The organism is Enterobacter cloacae complex sp. HYC042_NIDB (assembly GCF_056673315.1).
The window spans coordinates 3813051-3834505 of sequence record NZ_CP109650.1 but is presented as its reverse complement, the minus strand read 5'-3'; the positions used below and the strand labels follow the sequence as shown (position 1 = coordinate 3834505).

12 protein-coding genes are annotated in these 21455 nt (G+C 60.1%); 4 read left to right on the top strand and 8 right to left on the bottom strand.

The annotated features are described in order from the left end of the window. The first annotated feature begins 59 nt into the window (after window positions 1–59). Window positions 60–794: a class I SAM-dependent methyltransferase gene (locus OKF39_RS18295; protein WP_248038310.1), complete on the top strand. Its 735-nt coding sequence runs from the start codon at window positions 60–62 to the stop codon at window positions 792–794. On the opposite strand, the gene OKF39_RS18290 is transcribed toward OKF39_RS18295, so the two are convergent. After that, the gene (locus OKF39_RS18290; protein ID WP_028014155.1) at window positions 788–1390 is read right to left on the bottom strand and encodes a short chain dehydrogenase; all 603 of its coding nucleotides are present in this window, start codon (window positions 1388–1390) and stop codon (window positions 788–790) included. The two genes, OKF39_RS18295 and OKF39_RS18290, sit on opposite strands and share 7 nt — an antisense overlap. A 97-nt stretch (window positions 1391–1487) precedes the next feature. On the opposite strand from OKF39_RS18290, the gene OKF39_RS18285 reads away from it, so the two are divergent. Together OKF39_RS18285 and OKF39_RS18280 are read left to right on the top strand one after the other, a co-directional pair. Continuing rightward, window positions 1488–2375, top strand: coding sequence for a LysR family transcriptional regulator (locus OKF39_RS18285; protein ID WP_063437854.1), 888 nt, complete (start codon window positions 1488–1490; stop codon window positions 2373–2375). Between the two features lie 20 nt (window positions 2376–2395). Beyond that, window positions 2396–3577, top strand: a complete 1182-nt coding sequence (locus tag OKF39_RS18280) for an aminotransferase-like domain-containing protein (protein ID WP_028014153.1) — start codon at window positions 2396–2398, stop codon at window positions 3575–3577. Between the two features lie 45 nt (window positions 3578–3622). Here OKF39_RS18280 and OKF39_RS18275 read toward each other — a convergent pair whose 3' ends face one another. Then, entirely contained in the window at window positions 3623–4042 is a 420-nt protein-coding gene (locus tag OKF39_RS18275) for a nuclear transport factor 2 family protein (protein WP_302231865.1), read from the bottom strand. A gap of 97 nt (window positions 4043–4139) precedes the next feature. Here OKF39_RS18275 and OKF39_RS18270 point away from each other — a divergent pair, with 97 nt between their 5' ends. Further along, window positions 4140–4871 (top strand): AraC family transcriptional regulator, encoded by a 732-nt coding sequence (locus OKF39_RS18270; protein ID WP_047367526.1) that lies wholly within the window; start codon window positions 4140–4142, stop codon window positions 4869–4871. 1 nt (window position 4872) lies between these two features. Here OKF39_RS18270 and OKF39_RS18265 read toward each other — a convergent pair whose 3' ends face one another. The 6 genes from OKF39_RS18265 to OKF39_RS18240 form a co-directional block, all read right to left on the bottom strand. Next, complete coding sequence (locus OKF39_RS18265) at window positions 4873–5220, bottom strand: HigA family addiction module antitoxin (protein WP_047367527.1); 348 nt, start codon at window positions 5218–5220, stop codon at window positions 4873–4875. Between the two features lie 10 nt (window positions 5221–5230). Continuing rightward, complete coding sequence (locus OKF39_RS18260; protein WP_479983225.1) at window positions 5231–5530, bottom strand: type II toxin-antitoxin system RelE/ParE family toxin; 300 nt, start codon at window positions 5528–5530, stop codon at window positions 5231–5233. 303 nt (window positions 5531–5833) lie between these two features. Beyond that, complete coding sequence (locus tag OKF39_RS18255; protein WP_088204896.1) at window positions 5834–7003, bottom strand: beta-barrel domain-containing protein; 1170 nt, start codon at window positions 7001–7003, stop codon at window positions 5834–5836. A gap of 10 nt (window positions 7004–7013) precedes the next feature. Further along, a complete protein-coding gene (locus tag OKF39_RS18250) occupies window positions 7014–9209 on the bottom strand; it encodes a type I secretion system permease/ATPase (protein ID WP_193066103.1) in 2196 nt (731 codons plus the stop codon). After that, window positions 9206–10609 (bottom strand): TolC family outer membrane protein, encoded by a 1404-nt coding sequence (locus OKF39_RS18245; RefSeq protein ID WP_479983224.1) that lies wholly within the window; start codon window positions 10607–10609, stop codon window positions 9206–9208. Before OKF39_RS18245 ends, OKF39_RS18250 begins: the two co-directional genes overlap by 4 nt. Before the next feature lie 80 nt (window positions 10610–10689). Next, window positions 10690–20799: a BapA/Bap/LapF family large adhesin gene (locus OKF39_RS18240; protein WP_479983223.1), complete on the bottom strand. Its 10110-nt coding sequence runs from the start codon at window positions 20797–20799 to the stop codon at window positions 10690–10692. Window positions 20800–21455 lie beyond the last annotated feature (656 nt).

Below are 21455 nucleotides of genomic sequence, written 5' to 3'. Positions count from 1 at the left end.
CGTTGCCAACGGGCGAGGGGTGCTTTACCCTCGCCTCTGTTGCGATAAAGGAGTCCGTCATGGCACAAAACATCTACGACAACCCGGCGTTTTTTGAAGGCTACGCTCAGCTTCCGCGTTCGGTGCAGGGGCTGGACGGTGCGCCTGAGTGGCCTGCGCTCAAGGCAATGCTGCCTGATTTAACCGGCAAAGCGGTTATCGATCTCGGCTGCGGTTACGGCTGGTTCTGCCGCGCGGCGCGCGAGCTGGGCGCTAGCGACGTTACGGGCGTCGATATCTCAGAAAAAATGCTTGCCCGCGCGGCTGAACTGACGGATGACGTACAGATTCACTATCAGCGTAGCGATCTGGAATCTCTTCAGCTTCGCGAAAACAGTCTCGATCTGGTCTACAGCTCGCTGGCGCTTCACTACCTGCCGGAGCTGGGCACGCTATTCGCCAACGTTCAGCGTGCGCTAAAACCGGGTGGCAGCCTGGTCTTCTCGATGGAGCACCCGATTTACACCTGCGCCACCCGTCAGGGCTGGCTGACCGACGACAGCGGCGAGCGGTTCTGGGGCGTGAACCATTATCAGGACGAAAGCCAGCGCGTCAGCAACTGGCTGGCGGATGGAGTGATTAAATACCACCGCACGCTGGGCACCACGCTTAACGCGCTGATAAAGGCCGGGTTAACGATAAGTGAAGTCAATGAGTGGGGACCAACGCAGGCGCAGATTGACGCCTGGCCTGCATTGTCCGAAGAGGCGGAGCGCCCGATGCTGGTGCTGATGTCCGCCCGTAAGGCTCAGTAACCTACCTTATACACCCGCCCGCTCTGCACCCCTTCCACGCTGCGGCGGTAGGCCTGGGCCACGGTCGCGGCGGGAACGCTTTCAAAGCCAGGGAAGAACCCGTCATATGCTTCGGCGGATTCCGTCAGTACCGTTGGGCTAATCAGGTTAATGCGGATCCCGCGCGGCAGTTCGCAAGCTGCGGCGCGGACAAACCCTTCCAGCGCCGCATTGACCGTGGTGGCATTTACGCCCTGCGCAATCGGCTCGTGCGCCACAATCCCGCTTATCAGCGTAATCGAGCCGCCTTCGTTCAGATAATGCTGGCCGGTCAGCGCCAGACGCACCTGCCCGAGCAGCTTGTCCTGCAGGCCCTGGTTGAAGTCACTGTCCTTCATGGTCGCGAGCGGGCCAAAGTAGAGACCACCGCTGGCGGAGACAATCGCATCCACCGGGCCGATTTTCTCAAACAGCGCCTGCACGCTCGCCTGCGAGGTGATATCCACCTGGTAGTCGCCCCGAGTGCGACCCACGCGGATGACCTCGTGACGACGGCTTAACTCTTCGGTTACGGCACGACCGACCGTACCGCTGGCACCAATAATGACGATTTTCATATCCGACTCCTCATGTTGTGAGCCCTCATTCTTTAATAAATAAAAATTCAGATAAACTGGGCTAAAGTTAGATGATTACTAACCAGGAGTTTGGAATATGGATAAGCTTCGCGGCATGGAGACGTTTATCGCGGTGGTAGAGAGCGGCAGCTTCACCGGCGCGGCGGCGCGGCTGGAGATGTCGGCGGTGATGGTCGGGAAATATATTGCGCTGCTCGAATCTCAGCTCGGCACACGGCTGCTGGAGCGCAATACCCGTCGCCAGAGCCTGACCGACGCCGGACGCGTTTATTTCGAAGAGGCCAGGCGCGTGCTGGAGCAGGTCTCGATTGCCGAAAGCGCGGTTGAACGGCTGCGCGCGACGCCCGCCGGCACCCTGCGCGTCACCGCCCCCACGTCGTTTGGCGGCTGCGCGATCGCCCCTCTGACGGCCACATTTTTGCAGCGCTACCCGGAAGTGCGTATCGAACTGGATCTCACCAACCGGATGGTCGATCTGGTGGAAGAGGGGGTCGATCTGGCCATTCGCATTGGCGATATCCGCAATGACGATCTGGTGGCGAAATATCTGTGTCCCTACAACATGGTGATTTGCGCCGCGCCGGATTATCTGGCGCGACACGGCACGCCGCAGACGCCCGCCGATCTGGTGGATCATCTGTGCCTGTCGCACACGGTATGGACCGCGCGCAACGAGTGGCGGCTGCCGGGTGCGGAAGGGGAGGTGCGCTGGAAGCGGGATGCGATCTTAAGATGCAACGACGGCTACGGCTTACGGATGGCGGCGCGAGCTGGGGCAGGGCTGCTGCTGCAACCGGAAGTGCTGGTGGCGGAAGAGCTGGCAAGCGGCAGGCTGGTGCGTGTGCTGGAGCCGTTCACGCCCGCGCCGAGGCCGGTGCATTTACTGTGGCGTCAGGATTTGCGTCCCCTCCCTAAGCTAACGGAATTTATTGCTCATATTCTGCTAAGATTGGGCACAATATAAAAAAAGAAGGTAATCAAAGAATGTCTGCAAACAAACTCGCCAGCAGCGCGCAGGGCCTGCAATCATCTGCCATCCGTGAATTATTAAAACATAGCAAAATGGCGGGCGTGATTTCGCTGGGCGGCGGTATTCCCAATCCGGACCTGTTCGATCGCGAAGGGCTTAAAATTGCCGCCGATGCCGTGTTGTCACAGAATTTTGGCGAGGCGTTCCAGTATGGCCTGACGGAAGGCGTACCGGGGCTGCGCGAAGAAATTAAACGCATCTGCGAGGGGCGCGGCATCGCCTGTAAGGCCGATGACGTGGTCATTACTTCCGGCTCTCAACAATCTCTGGACGTGCTGGCGCGTGCGTTAATTAATCCGGGCGATACGGTTGTCGTTGAACGTCCTACCTATCTCGCCGCGCTGCAGGTCTTTGGCCTGGCACAGGCGAATTTTGAATCCGTCGGCACCGACGGCGACGGCATGAAGGTCGATGAACTTGAAGCGCTGGTGGCGAAGAAAACCATCAAGGCGGTTTATATCGTTCCAACCTTTGGTAACCCTGGCGGCGTAACGCTTTCCGAAGCGCGCCGTAAACAGCTGGTGGAATTATCAAAGCGCTATGATTTCGTGATTATCGAAGACGATCCATACAGCGAAATTAACTACACCGACGACGTGTTCCGCCCGCTGATTGCCCATGCGAAAGATATCGGCAATGAGGATAACGTGGTGTACACCTCTACCTTCTCCAAAATCCTCGCGCCGGGCACCCGCGTGGGCTGGGTGCTGGTGCCGGAATGGCTGAAGCGCGCGGTGGTGAACCTCAAGCAAACCACCGATCTGCACACCAGCACGCTGTCCCAGCTGATGACCTACGAGTACCTGAAAACCGGGCGTCTGGCGAACCAGATTAAAATGATCCGCGAGGCCTATCGCCAGAAATACCAGACGTTTGCAACGGAACTGGAAGCCGAGCTGGGCGATGTGATGTCGTTCCACAAGCCGAAGGGCGGGATGTTCCTGTGGGCAAAAATGAACAACGGCATGAATACGACGAAATGGCTGGAAAAAACCTTAAGCAACGGCGTGGTGTTTGTACCGGGCGAGTTCTTCTACTGCAACGAACCTGACCAGACAACGCTGCGCATGTCATTCGTCACCCCAACGGATGAGCAGCTTAAAGAAGCGGTTCGACGCCTGAAGATCTCCCTGTAACAGAGCGCGCATAACGGCAGTTGCCGTTGTGCGCGCAGGGTGAGCTTATTGCGTGGCGTGGGCGAGCGCGCGGTCTGAAGCATCGCCGCCGATCGTCTGCGTCACTTCATGGATACGACAGATTTTCCCCTCGCGCAGTGCGGCAAACATATACACCTCTAATTCCGCCTGGCGACCATCTGGATACGTCACCGTAGCCCAGTGCCGGTCTGCTAAAAGATTCTCGTGACAGGCCAGCTCTTCTACCCTGAATGCGATCGCGCGGATCTGCGAGCGGACGTGGTTCAGGTGCTGCACAAAACCCCGAAAATCAAGCGCGTGACCATCCGTGTACTGCTGGTAATCGGGCGTGAACACCTCTGCGGGATCTAATTCGCCTTTGAACAAGCGGCTTAACAGGCACGCCATTTTTTCGCGCTGTAGGATATTGTCAGGCTGGGCTATCAGGGTTGTGATGATGCTCATGTTGGCTCCTTGTGTAGTTGAGCCACCATTATCCTTGACAGTCGACGTCGCAGTTTCTGTAATACGTCGATGAATAACGATTTTCGGCCAGGATAAGATGATCGGTACAGAGACGCTCCGCCATCCCGGCGGTTACCGCACCGCGTGGCACAGCCATCCCACAGGACAGCTCTGGCGTATTGCAACGGGGCTGCTGGTGATTGAGACCCAACAGGGGCGTTCGGTTGTACCGGCAAACCATATTGGCTGGATCCCGCCGGGCCAGCAGCACGCCGCCTTTTCTGAAAGCGCGATAGAAGGCTGCGCTATCTATCTTGACCCTGCGTGCTGTGCAATGCTTCCCGATGCCCCCGCGCTGTTTGAGCCCGACGATCTCACTCATGCACTGTTTTCCCGCTTAAGCGTTGCAGAAAACGAGTACGATCCGCGAAAGCTCACCCTGCTGCTGGATGAGCTTGCCCTGACGCCTCAGGTGCGCTTTTATCTGCCCGTACCGACGGATCCGCGTCTGAAGAACGTGGTCAGCCACTTGCTGCAGTGTGTCGATGATAATCAAACGGTCAAGAGCCATGCCAGCCATGCCGGGATGAGCGTGCGTACGTTTAACCGTCGATTTAGCGCCCAGACGGGAATGAACTTCGTCAACTGGCGGCAGCTGGCGCGCGTCATGCAGGCAATGGAGTGGCTGGCGGCGGGGAAGCCGGTGGGATGGATTGCGCTGTCCTGCGGCTACAGCAGCGTCAGCGCATTTATTGAGGTTTTCAGAATGTGGACCGGTAAAACGCCGGGGCAGTGGGGGATTAAAGGTGGCGCTGTAGAGCCGGTTTGATTCAGGCCACATCCGGCTGGCCTGATTTCCTTTTTGCCATGATTTCTGCAATCGTTTTTATACGGCTCAGCTCCTCCTGAGTCCGGGAATTGGTTTGCGCTTCCCAGACGTCGACGTTTAGCTGCAGGTTCAACCAGAATTCAATGGTGGTATCGAATGCCTTGGCCAGTCTGATTGCCATATCGGCCGTCAGTTTACGATTATTATTAACGAGAGCACTGATGGTGTTACGGTGCACGTTAAGCATTTCCGCGAGATCGCTAATTTTCAGATTGAGCGGCTCAAGATATTCATACTGCAACACATCGCCCGGCGTGGTGGGTTTGCGTAGAGCCTGTTGAAGAGTCATAGGTAATGCCTCATTTGTATGGCGTGTACTTGTGCGAAGAGAGGTAGAGATCGTCTGCTTTGCCCTCTGACCACCTGAATACCAACCTGTATTGCCTGTTAACGCGAATCGCAGAGTACCCTGCAAGCGGGGGATTCAGCGATTCATACATATTGCCTGGCGGGGATCTCAGCTCCCGGTGCGAGGTGGCAGCGTTGATCATATCCAGCTTCCTCGCTAAGGCTGATTCAAGGCTTGAAGGGATCACATTGCTTGATTTCCCGTACAGAAAAAAATCCTTAAGCCATTGATCACGAAAATGATTAATCATAGCGCTTATGAGCTCCACTCCATGAAGCTATGTGGATAATAATGCACTCTTGCACAGTGCGCAAGTGCGTTTCGATTGGCGGCTATGTTACCCTGATGCAGGCTGAAGGAAAGCGTAAGGCGTCATTAAAAGCGGTTTCTTCGAGGCGGATTCCAGAAAAGGGGGATTGTGGTGTGGGTGCGGCATGATGCCCTCTCCCACAGGGCTGAAGAATCCCCACAAATTAATGCGGGCAGCGAATCATCCCCTCGCCCCTTTGGGGAGAGGGTGAAGGGGAAGATCGTAGCCGCCACCCGGCGAAGACTATCGCTCCCTCAGCGCCTCCTTCGCCCGGTTAAACGGCTTGATCAGATAATCCAGTACCGTTTTCTCTCCGGTCTTGATGTCCACTGTGGCAATCATCCCCGGCACGATCGAGAAATGCCTGCCCGCCTTATTCACCAGGTAATCCTGGCTGGTGCGGATAAACACGCGGTAGTAGAACACTTCCGGCTTGGCCTCGTCCTGGATAGTGTCCGGGGATATAGTCTCCACCACCCCGTGCAGCCCGCCGTAGATGGCGTAATCGTAGGCGGTGATCTTCACCAGCGCCTCCTGGTTCGGGTGGATAAAGGCGATATCGCGCGGCGAGAGGCGGGTTTCAATCAGCAGATGATCGTCCACCGGCACAATCTCCATCAGTTCGCCGTTGGGCGGGATCACGCCGCCGATGGTGGTGACTTTGATGTTTTTTACGATCCCGCGCACCGGGGATTTTACCGTCAGGCGGGTGACGGAATCCTCGCGGCCTTTGAGGATCGCCGAGACCATATCCACCTCGGCGTTGGCCTTGGATAGCGCCTCGCGCGCCTGAACGTAATACTGGGAACGCACGTCGGTGAGCTTCAGCTCCAGGTCGCTTTTCTGCCGCTGCAGGCGGAGCACTTCCACGTGGCTGGCGGCGCCGGTTTTTACCAGCCGCTGGGTGATTGCCAGCTCTTTGTTTGCGAGATCTAACGCTGAACGCAGTTCACGCTGCGTGTCCTCCAGCTGCGCGCGGCGCGAATTGTAGAGCCGCGTTTCGGCGGCGGTCAGTTCGGTCCATTTCTCCAGCGAAGGCGGGAACTTCAGCGGCAGATCGTTCACCTCGGCGTACAGACGGGCGCTGGAGGCCAGCGACGCGCGGTAGCGCGCCGCGCTTTCGCCGACGTTAGATTCCGAGCGGGTAGGATCCAGCCGCGCCAGCACCTGTCCGGCCTGCACTTGATCGCCCTCGTGAACGTTCAGCTCGGTGAGGATCCCCCCGTCCAGCGACTGCAGCACCTGCTCGCGCGAGCTGGGGATCACTTTTCCGGTTCCCGTTGAGACTTCATCCAGCATCCCAAACCACGCCCAGACGCCCAGCGCCACAAACATCAGCAGCGAAAAGATCACAATCCGCCGCGCGCCGGTATAGCCGCTTTCGGAGTCGAGCGCATTATCCAGATCGTCCATCGCGGCTACGTCACGCTGACTGATTTTCATTTTTCCACTCCCGTCCGGTTGCTGCCTGCTGCTGTTGCTGCATGCGGCTGTTGTTCAGCGCTTGCGCTTTTGGCGCGTCCATGACCAGCATCCCATCTTTCAGCACGACCACGCGCTCCACCAGCTCCAGCACCGGCACGCGGTGGGTGGCGACAACCAGCGTCCGGTTGCCGAGCCACGCCCCCAGGCGCTGGATAAATTCCCGCTCGGTGTGTTCGTCAAGGGAAGCGGTCGGTTCGTCCATCAGCACGATATTCGGATCGCGCAGCAGCATCCGCGCCAGCAGAATCGACTGCCGCTGACCGCCGGACAATCCCACGCCGTTCTCCATGATCGGGTAGTCCAGCCCCTTTGGCAGCTTCTGCACAAAACTGGCCGCGCCGCACATCTCCAGCACCTCGAAGATCTCCTCGTCGGTGGCGCGGGGCATGCCGAGGGTGATGTTCTCGCGCAGGGTGCCGTAAAACAGCCGCGCGTTCTGGGTCATAAAGCCAACGTTTCGCCGCACGTCGGCCACGTCCAGATGCGGCAGGCTGAGGTTGTCGAGCCGCAACTCGCCGGCCGCCAGATCCATGCCGCCCGCCATCGCCTGCAGGAGAGTGGATTTGCCCGCGCCGTTACGCCCGAGGATCGCCACTTTCTCGCCCGGCCTGATCTCCAGACGGTTAATGCGCAGCGCCATGCGCGGATCTTCCGGCTGATAGCGGAACTGCGCCTGCTCGAAAAGATAGTGTCCGCGCAGCACGTCCTGGCGGATCGGCGTCTCTTCACGCTGATTTTCAGTAGGAAGCTGCATAATGCTGTCCAGCCCCTCTTTGGCGGCCTTAACCTGCTGCCAGCGGGCGAGTACGCCGCACAGCGTCGCCATCGGGGCGATCATCCGCGAGGCCAGCATTGAGGCGGCTACCACCGAGCCGGTGGTCAGCGTGCCGTCAATCACCATCGGCGCGCCAACCACGATCACGGCGGCGTAAACCAGGCTCTGAACGGTCATCCCCCAACTGATCAGGTTCTGGGTCAGCTCGCGGGTGCGCAGGCCGGATTCCGCGGTGATCTGGATATAGCTGTTCCACTGCTGCAAAAAGCGGTTCTCCGCCTGCATCAGCTTGATGTCCTCCAGCCCCTGCACGCTCTCCACCAGCACCGCGTTGCGCAGGGTGGATTCATGCGCCGACTGCTTCGCCAGCTCGGCCAGCTTCTTTTGCAGCAGCAGGCCCGGCAGCACCATGATCACTGCCGCCACCGGGGCGATCCACGCCAGCTGCGGGGCGATGATCGCCAGCACCACCACAAACAGGAAGAAGAAGGGCAGATCGACAATCGTCGAGATGGTGGAGGAGGTGACCATCTCGCGGATCTGCTCCAGCTCGCGCAGCTGGGAGATAAAGCTGCCGGTGGAGCGCGGAATGGCGCTATGGCGCAGCCGTAACGCGTGGCCGAACACGCGATCCGAGACGCGCAGATCCGAGCGTTTGCCCAGCAGATCCATAATGTGCCCGCGCGCAACGCGCAGCACAAAGCCAAACAGGGTGGCGATCAGCACTCCGATGGTCAGCACGTAGAGCGTCGGGTAGGACTGGGCGGGGATCACCCGGTCATACACCTGCATGGAAAAGACAATGCCGGAGAGGGAGAGCACGTTGATAAACAGCGCCGCCAGCATCACCCAGCTGTAGGGACGCAGGTCGCGCATCACCAGCCGGTAGAGCCAGTCCGGACGGTACTTTGAGATGTAGGCGTCCACGCGGCTGTCTTTCAGCGCGGCCAGCGGACGCAGGGCGATAACGTGGCGGATGGCGGGCAACATTGCGCTCATCGACAGGCGGTTGGTGTATGTCTTGTCGTCGAAAAAGCTGACCTCGAGCGTATCGTCTCCGTCGAAATTCTCGATCACGCCGATTTTTCCGTCGTTCAGCGCCACCACTACCGGCAGACGCCAGCTGTTGATCGACTGCTGATCGGCCGTCAGCAGCTGGAACGTCAGCCCGGCTTCACGGGCAAGCTGAGTCAGTGCGGGCACCATCGGTTTGCCTTTCAGCCACGGCGCGCCCGCGACGAGCGAGCCTGGCGAACAGGCAACGCGGTAGCGCGTGGCGACAAAGCCAAACGCCTGAGCCCACTGCTCCAGCGCCTCATCCGTCATCGTTTCCCCCTGCGGGATGTCGCGTTGCTTCATGGCTGGATCTCCACGGTCTGGATGGTGCGGTTATCAAGATCGAACGCATGACGCAATTGCCCGGTGTTATACAGGCAGTTGAGCTGCAGCTGATGCAGCTGACCGAGGGTCTGCTGCTGGGTAAAGCGCGCCTGATAGACCTCCTGCTCGGCGTTGAGCACGTCCAGCAGCGGGCGCGAGCCGAGATCGAGATACTGCTGCTGGTAAAGCTCGCGGGTGCGGGCGCTGAGCGCCTCCTGGCGACCCTGAATTTGCAGCGTGCTTTGCAGGCTCATGACCTGGCTGCGGGCCTCCAGCAGCTTCTGGCGGACATCGAGGCGCGTGCGCTGAATGGTCGACTGCGCCGCTTCCACCGCGTGACCGGCGGCGTTGCGTCGGGCGGTGAGCCCGCCGCCCTGATAGAGCGGCATCTGGACTTTCACCCAGGCGGAATATTGGGTGCGGTCCCGCGTTTCGTTACCCGCGTAGCGATCGTTCAGATAGTGACGGACTTCCGGCTCCAGCGAGACGGTTGGCGTCATCTGCGCGTCGGCGTAGTCAAGGTTAGCCTGAGCGACGTTCGCCTGTGCCCAGGCGGCGAGGACCGCAGGCACCAGACGATCGTCCGGCTCGGCGATATCGCAGCTGCGGGCCAGCTTCTGCGGAAAGTCATTGCTGATATCGTTCAGGCTGTTCCAGCCGAGAAAGCTCATCAGCGTGGCGCGGGCGCTGTCGAGGCTGGCCTGATACTGCATCAGCTGGGCGCGCGCCCCTTCAATGCGCGCGTCGGTCTGCACCACGTCAGAGAGCGAGGTGGCCCCTTCGTCGTTACGCTGGCGGGTCAGGGTGCCTATTGATGAGAGGGCGTCAAGCTGCTCTTTGGCGGTGTCGACCATCTGCTGCCAGGTTTGCACCTGCACCATGGCGATAGCGGTATCGTGGGCGATGGTGTCGATACTGACCAGCACGTTGGCCTGCTGCTGGGCGACCCCGGCGTTTTCGGCCCGCACCTGGCTTGCCACTTTGCCGAAGTCGTAGAGCAACTGTGAAAGAGAGAGCACCAGCGACGGCGTAAAGCCGTTCTGGTCGCCGTCGTGGGAATACCCGTTGTCCATGCCAGCGTTGATTTGCGGATAGTATTTCGATTTGGCGACGTCGACTTCTTCGTTCTGTTCGTAGAGTTTGCCCACGGCTTCAGCGATCGCCGGGTGCCAGGTGACGGCGCGATTAACGGCCTCGCCAAGCTGTAGTGAACCGGGAGCGGCTTTGCCTGCCACCGGGGCGACGCGGCCATTCAGTGAGGGGAGTTCCTGCGTTTCGCGGAGCTGTCCGGTATTGATGGTTGCCGCCGGGTTTGCCGCGATGGCGGGTGCAGATATCAGGCAGCACGAGAGCCACCAGTAAGGCATCTTTATTCCCATGTCTTGTCCCTAATAAATAAGTACAGCTTTATTATTTATGCCCGGGCGCTGTGCGCCCGGGTCATGTCCTGCAGGTGCTATCAGGTAATGATGTGTTGCTGGTTCACAAGCTCGTCGTACGTGGTCTGCACGTTATCAAGCGTAACGAGTGCAGTATTAGTGTAGGTGCTCCCTGTGCCGTCACGGTCGATGGAGATCACAGTGTTGCTACCGCTTTGCGTGACATTGATATAATTCCCCAGCGAGGCGGTATTACCGTCCCAGCCCACCAGCAGATCGCCAATGTCGATCTTGTCTCCCTGCGCCAGGGAGAAGTTCGTCCAGTGGTCGCCGCCGGCGCTGGTGATGTTGCCCCCCGTCGCGTTGCCCGCCGTGCTGTTCAGCACCTGATAAATCAGCGTGTCGCCGTAGGCCGTACCGCTAATCACATCGTTATGCTCCGAACTGATAAATTTCGGCGCCATGTTGATGGTCAGCGACGCGGTGTCCGTGGTGCCGTTGGCATCGGTCAGGGTGTAGTTAAAGACCTCCTTCGTGGTAATGGTAGAGAGCGATATCCCCGGGTTGAGCGTATAGGTGTAACTGCCGTCTGCGGCAATCGCCAGCGTGCCGTAATGACCCGTGATGCTCGACTGCGTGCTGCCGGTGTAGGGATCCAGCGTAGTGGTAATGCCGTCGTAGCCGGTAATGCTCACGCGGGTATCCACCGAGTGCAACTGGTCCATCGTCCCTGCGGAACCGGTGCCGTCGAAAATGTTGCCGTCAACGGTGTGGGTGCCCGTGGCGTCGAACTGCGACAGCGAGTAGCTTGTGCCGGTGACGCTTGGGGTGATGGTGATATTTCCTACTCCCAGCGGCCCCATTCTGCCGGTATAGCTCAGGGTGTAGGTCCCCGCCTCCAGGTCGAGACCCGTCAGGTTGACCGTTGCCGTGCCGCCCAGCAGCAGCCCGCCGTTGAACGAGCCGGTTCTGACGGTGGTGGCGCCGTTGGTCAGCGTCCAGTCAACCGTCAACCCTGTAAGCGTCAGCAACGAGGCGACGTTAAACGACAGCACCACGTTGTGCAGCGCGGTATTGGCATCCACCACGAAGGTGCCGGAGCCGGAGCCCTGGGTTGAAGCGAGCAGCGCGGCGTTCCAGCTCGCCGACCCGACGGTTGTATCCGAGTACGCGGCGGTGTGGTGTACCGACGTCACGTCCATCGCGGTGCTGACATCATTCACCGCATTCATCGGCTGCGCGGTTGGGGTGATGTTGAGCGAAGCCGTGTCTTTTGTGCCGTCCGGCGCGGTAATGGTGTAGACGAAGGTATCCGGGGTGCTGATGTGGTCAACGCCGACGCCGCTATTCAGGGTGTAGGTGTACTCCCCGGCCGCGTTGATGCTCAGCGTACCGTACTCGCCGGTAATGTTCGTCAGACCGCTGCTGTTCACCGCTACGCCGTTAACTTCCGTCACCAGCGTGCCGACTGGCGCAATATCATCCGACAGAACGTCCCCGGTAGTGCTCGCGCTGACGCTCGCCACGCTGTAGACATGATCCTGCAGCACGTTCAGCGTGTAGGCCGTCAGGGCGGTGATCCCTGCAGCCGTATTCAGCAGGAACAGGTACTCACCGGCCGGCAGTTGCAGCGTCAGCTGAGGCGAGGTGCCGCCCAACAGCGGCGCGCGCAGCCAGCCTGGTTCAACGCGCATCTGCTCGAAGGTCTGGGTCGCGTTGTTGAACTTATAGACGTACAGATCAAACACCGACGCCAGCGCCACGCCGCCCACGGAGGCCTGGATGGTCATGGTGCGGGTAGTGCCTTCCTCCACGTTATAGATGATGGGATTGGTCATATCGTCCAGCAGGTTCAGCCCCAGCGTGTTGCCGAGATTGATTCCCACCAGGGTAAAGCCGCCCTGGGACGACGTACCGTTGTTAATCGCGTTGACGGTGGTATCGAAGGTCAGCGAGTTCGTATCGTCAACCGCGACAATACCGCTGGTGGCGGTACCGGTGCCCAGCGACAGCACCAGATTCGCCGACGCGCTGACGCCGTTATGCGTGATGGTGTAGCTGAAGCTCTCCGTCCGGCCAATCACCGATGCGCTGGTGTTGGTCAGATCGTAGGTGTAACTGCCGTCGCGGTTAATGGTCAGCGTACCGTACTGACCCTGGATCACCGTGCCGTCGGCAGTGACGCTGGTGGTGACACCCTGGGCGTTAGTGACGGCCGTGACCGTTGCCCCTGCCGGAGCGTTGTCGCTGCCTGCGGTTGGGTCAACGTCGGTGATCACGTTACCGCCGAGGCTGGTGTCGCCCGTAACGGTGCCCGGCCCGGTCTCTTTCACCGCCACGTCGAGGCTGGTGTAGGAGCCGGTTGCCAGCAGGTTGGTGTTATAGCTCAGCACGCGGTAGTTGCCGTCCGCCAGCCCGGTCAGGTTTAGCGAAACGCCGGTTGCCCCCAGGGTCAGCAGGTCGGCAAACTGCGGCTGTCCGGTATCGACTACGGTAGTCCAGGTGTTGTTAACGGTGTCAAAGCGCTGAACCACCAGCTCAAGGGTGTTGAGCAGAGAGAGCACGGCCCCCGTGGCGTTGGCGTTCACGACGATATCCGCGCTGCCGCCGCTGCCCACGGTGAAGTTGACCTGAGCGGTGTCATTACCGAGCAGCGTCAGGACGTTGCCCACGGCGCCGACCAGCAGGAAGCCGTAGTCGCTGTACTGGCTGTTGGTGACGGTGGCCGTGGTGCTGAGATCCAGCTCTTCGACATTATTGCTGGCGGAGAGCGGCACCACTGGCGCAAGCGCCGAGCCGGGCTGCGAGATATTGCCCGCCGCGTCGGTGGCGGTGATTTGCAGCGTCTGGCCTTCAGTCTGTTTGTTAACGAAGGTGTAGCTGTACGTGCCGTTGCTGCCCGCTGTGGTCGTGACCGTCGAGCCGTCCGTGAGTCGGATGGTGACGGTACTGCCTGCTTCAGCATTCCCGGTTAATACGCTACCGTCGGCGTTGAAGGTTCCGGTTGGGGCCGTTGGCGCGGTCAGATCGACGATAATCGTCGTCACGGCCGATGCCGGGCTGGTGTTGCCTGCGGCATCGGTGGCCGTGGCGGTGAAGTTGTGGGTGCCCTGCGTCAGCGTGGTGGTTTCCGGCAGCGTCCAGTTGCCATTGCCGTCGGCGGTGACGGTGCCCACCAGCGTGATGCCATCGTAGATCCGTACCGTTGCATTCGCTTCGGCGGTCCCGCTCAGGGCCGGACGCGTGTCGTTGGTCGGGTTGGTGCCGGTTACCGGGCCGATGACGCTACCGACATCATCAATTACCGAGCTGATGACCGGCGCTGCCGGGGCAAGAGTATCGACGTTAATCGTGTACCCGGCGGTTGGCGCGCTGGCATTGCCCGTCGCATCGGTGGCGGTAAAGGTCAACGTGTGCGGGCCGTTGCCCAGCGCCGGAGAAGGCGTATAGCTCCACGCCCCGCCGGTGGCGATCACGCTGCCGATCTGCACGCCGTTATCGAAGATTTTCACCGTAGAACCCGCTTCCGCCGTACCGCTGAGGGTTGGCTGCGCGTCGTTGGTTATTCCTCCGTTCGCGACTGGCGTTGCCGCATTGCCGACGTCATCCAGAATGCTGGTGAGCACCGGCAGCGCTGGCGGCGCGGTGTCAATCGTCAGACTGAAGCTTGCGGACGACGCGCTGGTGTTGCCTGCGGCATCCGTAGCCTGCGCGGTGAAGCTGTGCGCCCCCTCTGTCAGCGTGGTATTGAGTAAGATACTCCAGCTGCCGCTGCCGTCTGCGGTACCCGTCCCGACCAGCGTGGTTCCCTCATAGATATTCACGGTGGCAAACGGTTCGCTGGTTCCGACCAGCCGCGGTACGGTGTCGTCGGTCGTCTGCCCGGACGTGATTGGCCCGGTAATGCTCCCCACATCGTCAATCGCCTGGCTGATAACCGGCGCGGTGGGTGCCGTGCTATCGACAACCAGCGTAAAGCCTGGCGAGGCGGGGCTGATGTTCCCTGCGGCATCGGTGACCGTGGCGGTCCAGGTGTGGCTGCCAGCCGCCAGTGGCGTGGACGGCGTAAAGCTCCATGCACCGGTACCGTCAGCCAGCGCGGTGCCGACAGGCTGCCCGTTTTCATAGATAGTGACCGAGGCGTTGGCCGTCGCGGTGCCGCTCAGCGTTGGCGTGGTGTCGTCGGTGCTTTGCCCGGAAGTGAGCGGGGTTTGAATACTGCCCACGTTATCTGCCGCGGCTGAAATGACCGGCGCAGACGGCACGCCCGTATCCACCGTCAGGTTAAACGGTGCCGTTGCAGTACCCACGTTGCCCGCCGCGTCGGTGGCGTTGAAGGTAATGGCATGCGGTCCGTCGATCAGATCGGTACCCGGCGTGAAGGTCCAGCTGCCCTGGGCATTGACCACGGCGGTGCCAATTTCGTTGCCATCAACAATCACGTGCACCGTAGAACCCACGTCGCCCGTACCGTTGAAGGTCGGACGCGCATCGTTAGTGCTGTTACCCGACGTGAGCGTCCCCGTGGTCGGTGCGACATCGTCAATCACGCTGGTCACCACCGGCACGCCAGGGCCTGCGGTATCGACGGTGAAGGCGAAGACCGACGAGTTCGCCGAGGCGTTGCCCGCGGCATCCGTTGCGTACGCGCGCAGGGAGTAGCTGCCGTCGTCCAGCGGCGTGGTCGGGGTGAAGGACCAGTTACCGTTTACGTCGACGGTCGTCGTACCCAACTGCGTACCGTTATTCATGATGTAGATGGTGCTGCCTGCCTGTCCGGTGCCGCTAATCGTTGGAGTGTTGTCGTTGGTCGCCTGCCCGCTGGTGAGGTTGCCCGTGACGCCGCCAGGGACGTTATCACTTACCGTATCCAGAGTTGGAACTGTCGGCGCCGTGAGGTCAACCACCACGCTCCACGGGGCGGAGACCAGGCTCAGGTTACCCTGCGGATCGGTTGCCTGAACCGTGAACGCGTGTGGCCCTTCGACAAGCGCGGTCTCTGGCGTAAAGCTCCACGCGCCGGTGCCATCAGCCGTAACCACGGCAATCTGGGTAGCGCCATCGAAAATGGTCACGATGCTGTTTGCGTCCGCTGTCCCCGAAAGGGTTGGCGTGGCGTCGTTCGTTTCGCTGCCGCTGGCTACCGGGGTGGCGGTATTGCCCACATTATCCGTTACGCTGGTGATGACCGGCGTGGTGGAAATGGAATCCACCACGATGGTGAAGTCAGCCGAAGGACCGCTCTGATTTCCCGCCGGATCGGTCTCGCGGATGGTCAGAACATTACTGCCTTCTGGCAGGGCGGGCGTGGTGTAGCTCCAGGTGCCGGTATTACCAACCACCACGCTGTCCAGCAGCACGCCGTTGTTGTAGATGGAGATAGTATCACCCACCGCGCCGGTGCCGGTGAGGGTCGGCTGGCTGTCATTGGTGGTCTGGCCGCTGGTCAGCGGACCGGTGACAGGACCCACGTCGTCAATGACCGAGCCAATGGTTGGCGTGCCAGGCGCGGTCAGATCGACGGTTACGCTGGCCGCTGGAGAGCGGCCGCTGGTGGCACCGTTGAGGGTCGCGGTCACCTCAAAGGTGTGCAGCCCCTCGCCAAGCGCGGCCGGCGTATAGCTCCAGTTGCCGCTGCCGTCGGCGGTCACCGTTGTTAATGGCGTCGTGCTACCGTCCTGATAGATAGTAATCACGCTGCCCGCTTCGGCCGTACCGGTAAGCGTTGGCGTGGTGTCGTTAGTGGTTTTGCCTTTCACATCGCCGGTGACCGGGTCCACGTCATCGACGATGGCCGTAATGACGGGTACCTGGGGCAGCTCAAGCGGCGAGTCGGTGACGATAAAAGGCACGTTAGCGCTGGCATTTCCTGCGGCGTCCGTGGCGGTCACGGTCAGCGTGGTTGGATCCAGCTGCGCCGGGCTCAGCGCAATGGAGAAGCTGCCGTCGCTGCCGACAACGCCGGTACCAATGACCGTGCCACCGCTGTCTTTCACGGTAATGGTGCTTCCCTCTTCGCCGGTACCGGTCAGCGGTGTCCCTTCATCAGCCAGGAGCATGTTGCCCGGATCGGCCGGGGCGACGGTATCGACCGTCACGCTCAGCGGTGCTGAACTGCCAGAGAGGTTACCCGCCGGATCGCTGGAAGAGACGGTGAAGGTATATGTAGCATCCGGCAGCGTCGCGTCGGCAGTCCAGCTCCAGGTGCCATCCGGCTGCACCGTTACCGTCACGGCAGATGGCGTGCCGTTTACGGAAACGATCACGGTAGTTCCCGGCTCACCGGTCCCGGTAAGGGTTGGCGTGCCGTCCTGCGTATACAGCTGGTTGTTGGAGAGCTGGCTGTCAGCAACGGCGCTAATGACGGGGATTTCCGGCGCAAGGGTATCAAGCGTGACGGAAACGACCGGGCTCGGCGCGCTGACGTTACCCGCGGCATCGACTCCCGCAACGGTGATGTTCAGCAGGCCGTCCTGCTGTGGTGGCAGGACAAAGCTCCATTCTCCGTTAACGACATCGACACGTCCTACCTCAACGCCGTTGTTGTAAACGATGACCGTGTCGCCAGTCGTGCCGGTACCTCCGACGGTTGGCGTCGCATCGGTGATTAAGCCCCCATTCGGCTGGCCCCCGACGGCGTCAAATACCGGTACATCCGGTGCTACGGTATCCACGGTAATCGTAATCGCTGGCGACGGGTCAGAGACGTTGCCCGCCTCATCGGTGGCGGTGGCGGTATAGACGTGGCTGCCTTCCCCAATATTACTGTCAGGACGCCAGCTCCAGTTGCCGTTGCTGTCTACCGTCACGGTGCCCACGATGGTCGGTGTGCCGTTAACGGTATCAGTGATGTTGATAACGTCATTCGCCGTACCGGTGCCGCTCAGGACCGGGCGCGGATCGTTGGTGGTTCCGCCATCGGGAACGGGGCCGGTTATCTGGCTGACGCTGTCGGTGATCACCGGTGCTGCTGGTGCTGTTGGCGCATCGGTATCAATGGTGATGGTAACCGGCTGCGACGGGGCGCTTTCGTTGCCCGTGCCGTCCATATTTGTGACGGTCAGGGTAATGTCATAGGTGCCGTTAGGCAGCGGGGTAGCTGGCGTCCAGGTCCAGTTGCCGGTGCCGTCCACGAGCACATCATCAAGCTTGACCCCACCGTTGTAGATGGTCACGGTATCGCCCGGATTGCCGGTGCCGCTCAGGGTCGGCGTGGTGTCGCGGGTGGTTTCTCCCGGGTTCAGCGGCGTTTCTGTACCGTCAGGATTGACGGTGATTGCCGGGATATCCGGCGTGGCTGGCGGAACGGTATCTACCGTCAGTTCAAACGGCGTTGAGATGGTGGTATTGCCCGCGGCATCCGTGGCATGCACCGTCAGCGTATGCGGGCCGTCGGTGAGCGGGATAACGGGGGTAAAGCTCCAGCCGCCGCTGCCGTCGAGGGTCGCGGTGCCGAGCAGGGTGGTACCGTCATAGACGGTAATCACCGCATCTGCCGGCGCGGTGCCGTTCAGGGTCGGCGTGGTGTCGTCGGTGGTGTCGCCGCTGGTAAGCGGCCCGTTAACGCCGCCGACGTCATCGGTTACGGTGGCGATGGTGGCCGCCGCTGGCGGTGTGGTATCGACGGTCAGGGTGAAGCCGCCTGACGGCTGGCTGGTATTACCCGCTCCATCGGTGGTGACGGCGGTAAAGGTATAGGTGCCGTTAACAAGCGGTGTGGTTGGGGTATAGGTCCACGTGCCGCTGCTGTCGATCACAATTGTCGTGAGATCGACGCCGTCCTGGCGGATGGTGACGGTTGAGCCCGGCTCCGCGGTGCCGTTGAGCGTCGGCGTGGTGTCATTGGTGCTGTCGCCAGAGTTGAGCGCGCCGAGGCGCTCTGGCACGTCATCCACCACCTGGGTAATGACCGGCGCATCCGGGGCAACGCTGTCAATGATGATGCCCCAGCTGTTGGAAACGTCGCTAATGTTGCCCGCCGCGTCAGTTGCGACGGCGGTCAGGGTATGTTGACCCTCAGCGATCGGGGTGTCCGGAGTAAAGCTCCACGCGCCGAGGCCATCGGCGACGGTGGTTCCAATATCAACCCCATCCACGCGGATGGTGACCGTGGCGTTGGCCGCGGCGGTACCGCTGAGCGTCGGGGTTGAATCATTGGTGGTCTCATTGAGGTCGAGCGAGCCGGTTCGTTCAGGCACATCGTCAACGACCTGCGTAATCACCGGGGCGGCCGGTGCCGTCCCGTCGACAATAATGGTCCACGCGTTCGATTGTCCGCTCGGGTTGCCGGCGGCATCCGTCGCCGTTGCCGTCAGCACGTACGTACCATCGGCCAGCGGAGAGGGCGGCGTAAAGCTCCACTGGCCGGATGAGGGGACGGCCACCGTGCCGATGATATCGCTGCCGTTGAAAATCGTGATGGTCGAACCGGGTTCGCCCGTGCCGTTAAGGGTCGGTGCCCGGTCGTTGGTCAGCCCATTCTGGTCCACGGGACCGGTTGTGTTCAGCACGTCGTCAATCACCGACACGATAACCGGGGCCTGCGGTGGGCTGATATCCGGCGCTGCTGCGGAGGTTGCTGGCCCCGTGTTGCCCGCAGCGTCGGTGGCGTCTGCGGTCAGGATTTCGCCGTTGAGCTTAGGCGGGGTCAGCGTCAGGCTAAAGTTGCCCTCGCTGTCGGCCACCGGGGTGCCAAGGATAGCGTCGCCTTCACGGATGGTTACCGTGCTGCCAGGCTCCGCGGTGCCGGTGATGGTGCCGCCATCATTCGATACGACGAGGTCGCCGGGGGCCAGCGGCGGCGTGGTGTCCACGGTGAAGATGATTGGCTCTGAGGCCGCACTCTGGTTTCCGGCTGCATCGGTTTCAACGACGGTTATCGTGTGCGTTCCGTCCGCGAGCGGGCCGTCTGGCGTGACGCTCCAGGTGCCGTTCGGCAGCACCGTTGTGGTTCCAACCGCGACGCCGTTATCGTAGATAGTAATTGTGCCACCGGGCTCGCCCGTTCCCGCCAGGATCGGCTTTGACGCATCGGTAGGCGTGCCTGCGGTTATGGTCCCTCTGATCGCACCCGTGTCGTCGGTCAGCACAATCGCGGTTGGCGCGGTCGGCGGGGTAAGATCCACGGTGAGGGTAAATACCGGTGAGGCCGGTCCGAGGTTGCCGGCGGCGTCGGTTGCCCGCACGGTAATCTGGTGGGTGCTTTCAGTCAGATCGGTTGACGGGGTAAATGTCCAGGTGCCGTTGCTGGCGACGAGCGCCGTGCCAATGGCGACTCCGCCGTCATAGATGGTTACGGTGGAGCCCGCCTCCGCGGTGCCGCTGAGCTGCGGGCGTGGATCGTTGGTGCTGCCGCCGTTGGTGACCGACCCCGTTTGAGGATCAATATCGTCCGTCACGCTGCCGATCGTTGGGGCATCGGGTGCGGTGAGATCCGGCGCCGTAATCGTTGTGCCCTGGCTGGTATTCCCGGCCGCATCCGTCGCGGTGGCGGTCACCTGTTCGCCGTTGGTCAGCGGAGTGCCGAGAGACACGGTAAAGTTGCCGTCACTGCCGGTTTTTCCGGTGCCAAGGACGTTGCCGTTCGCGTCTTTCAGCGTGATGGTACTGCCGGGCTCGGCGGTACCGGTGACGCTTTTACCGTCCGACGAGAACTGAAGGCCGGAGGGTGCATTCGGCGGTGTTGTATCCGGGTTGGTGGGATCGACTGGCGTACTGGGGTTAGGGTTAGGATTGTTGTTATTCCCATCATCGTCATCCCCGCCGCCGCCGCCGCTGGAGCTTGCCACCGCCGCGATGGCGCCAGCCGCGACAATGCCGCCCAGCGCCCACGGCCAGATGGCGGCACCACCTGCATCACTCCCGGATGCGGCCAGCAAGGCGTCCGTGGACGCGATGGATTCGTACGTGGCGGCCCCGGTGGGATCTTCAATCCACCATAACGCACCGTCACTCTCCTGGAGCACCAACTGGCTCACGCCCTGTGCGTCGGTGACATAGAAATTTTTAAGGGTGATCACTTCCCCTGAGTGCAGTGTCACCACCAGATCGTTACCACTTCGCGCGAAGTGGGAGACATCGGCTCGCTCTACATGAAGCTCAACGATAGAGGAATGGCTCAGCGTAACCTGTGTGCCTTCCGTAGTCGTTTCCACGCCAGTGAGTTTTGATATAACAGAGATTTGGCTCATTTAGGTATTACTCCAGCAGAGTTATCGTGAACGACGAGCAAGACGAGCCATCTCTGGAGAAGGTAAAGGGCGCCCCCGGCGGAGTTACTGTTTTTTAAACAGCACTCACCGTCTTTTTTAGAGCGAACGATGCCCGCCAGGATTCAGAGTGGCAACATCAGAGCGAATGTAATTACTTACGAGACAGAATGTTTGTTATGCGTATTTTGTGCCTTATAAAACCCTGTAATTAATAGAGGATTTGGTTTTGAGGATATAAAAATGATATAGCCAGAAAACGGTGAATGTGCAAATTAAGCTTTCGTAAATAAAGAGGTAGGTCGTAAAGAGGCCATTAATTTATTGATGAGGTTTATGTATTTGTTTTATTAATGGATTGTTTTTGTTGGATATTTTCTGATTTCACTATGCTTTTTTATTTATGTTTTAGATGTAGTTTAATAATTGGTGGTGTCGTTTTTGAATGCAATTAAAAATGTTATTATTTAAAGCTGCTTAATCATGGTTTAAGTTAGGATAACATTCTTGATGTAGGATATATTATATTGATAGGGGTTTAAAATATATTCTTATGTGGTGTTGGAATTATGCTACTGCGAGCAGGAAATATAATAACCTGCTGTATTTTCAATACGGTCATTCATTAACCTGATACT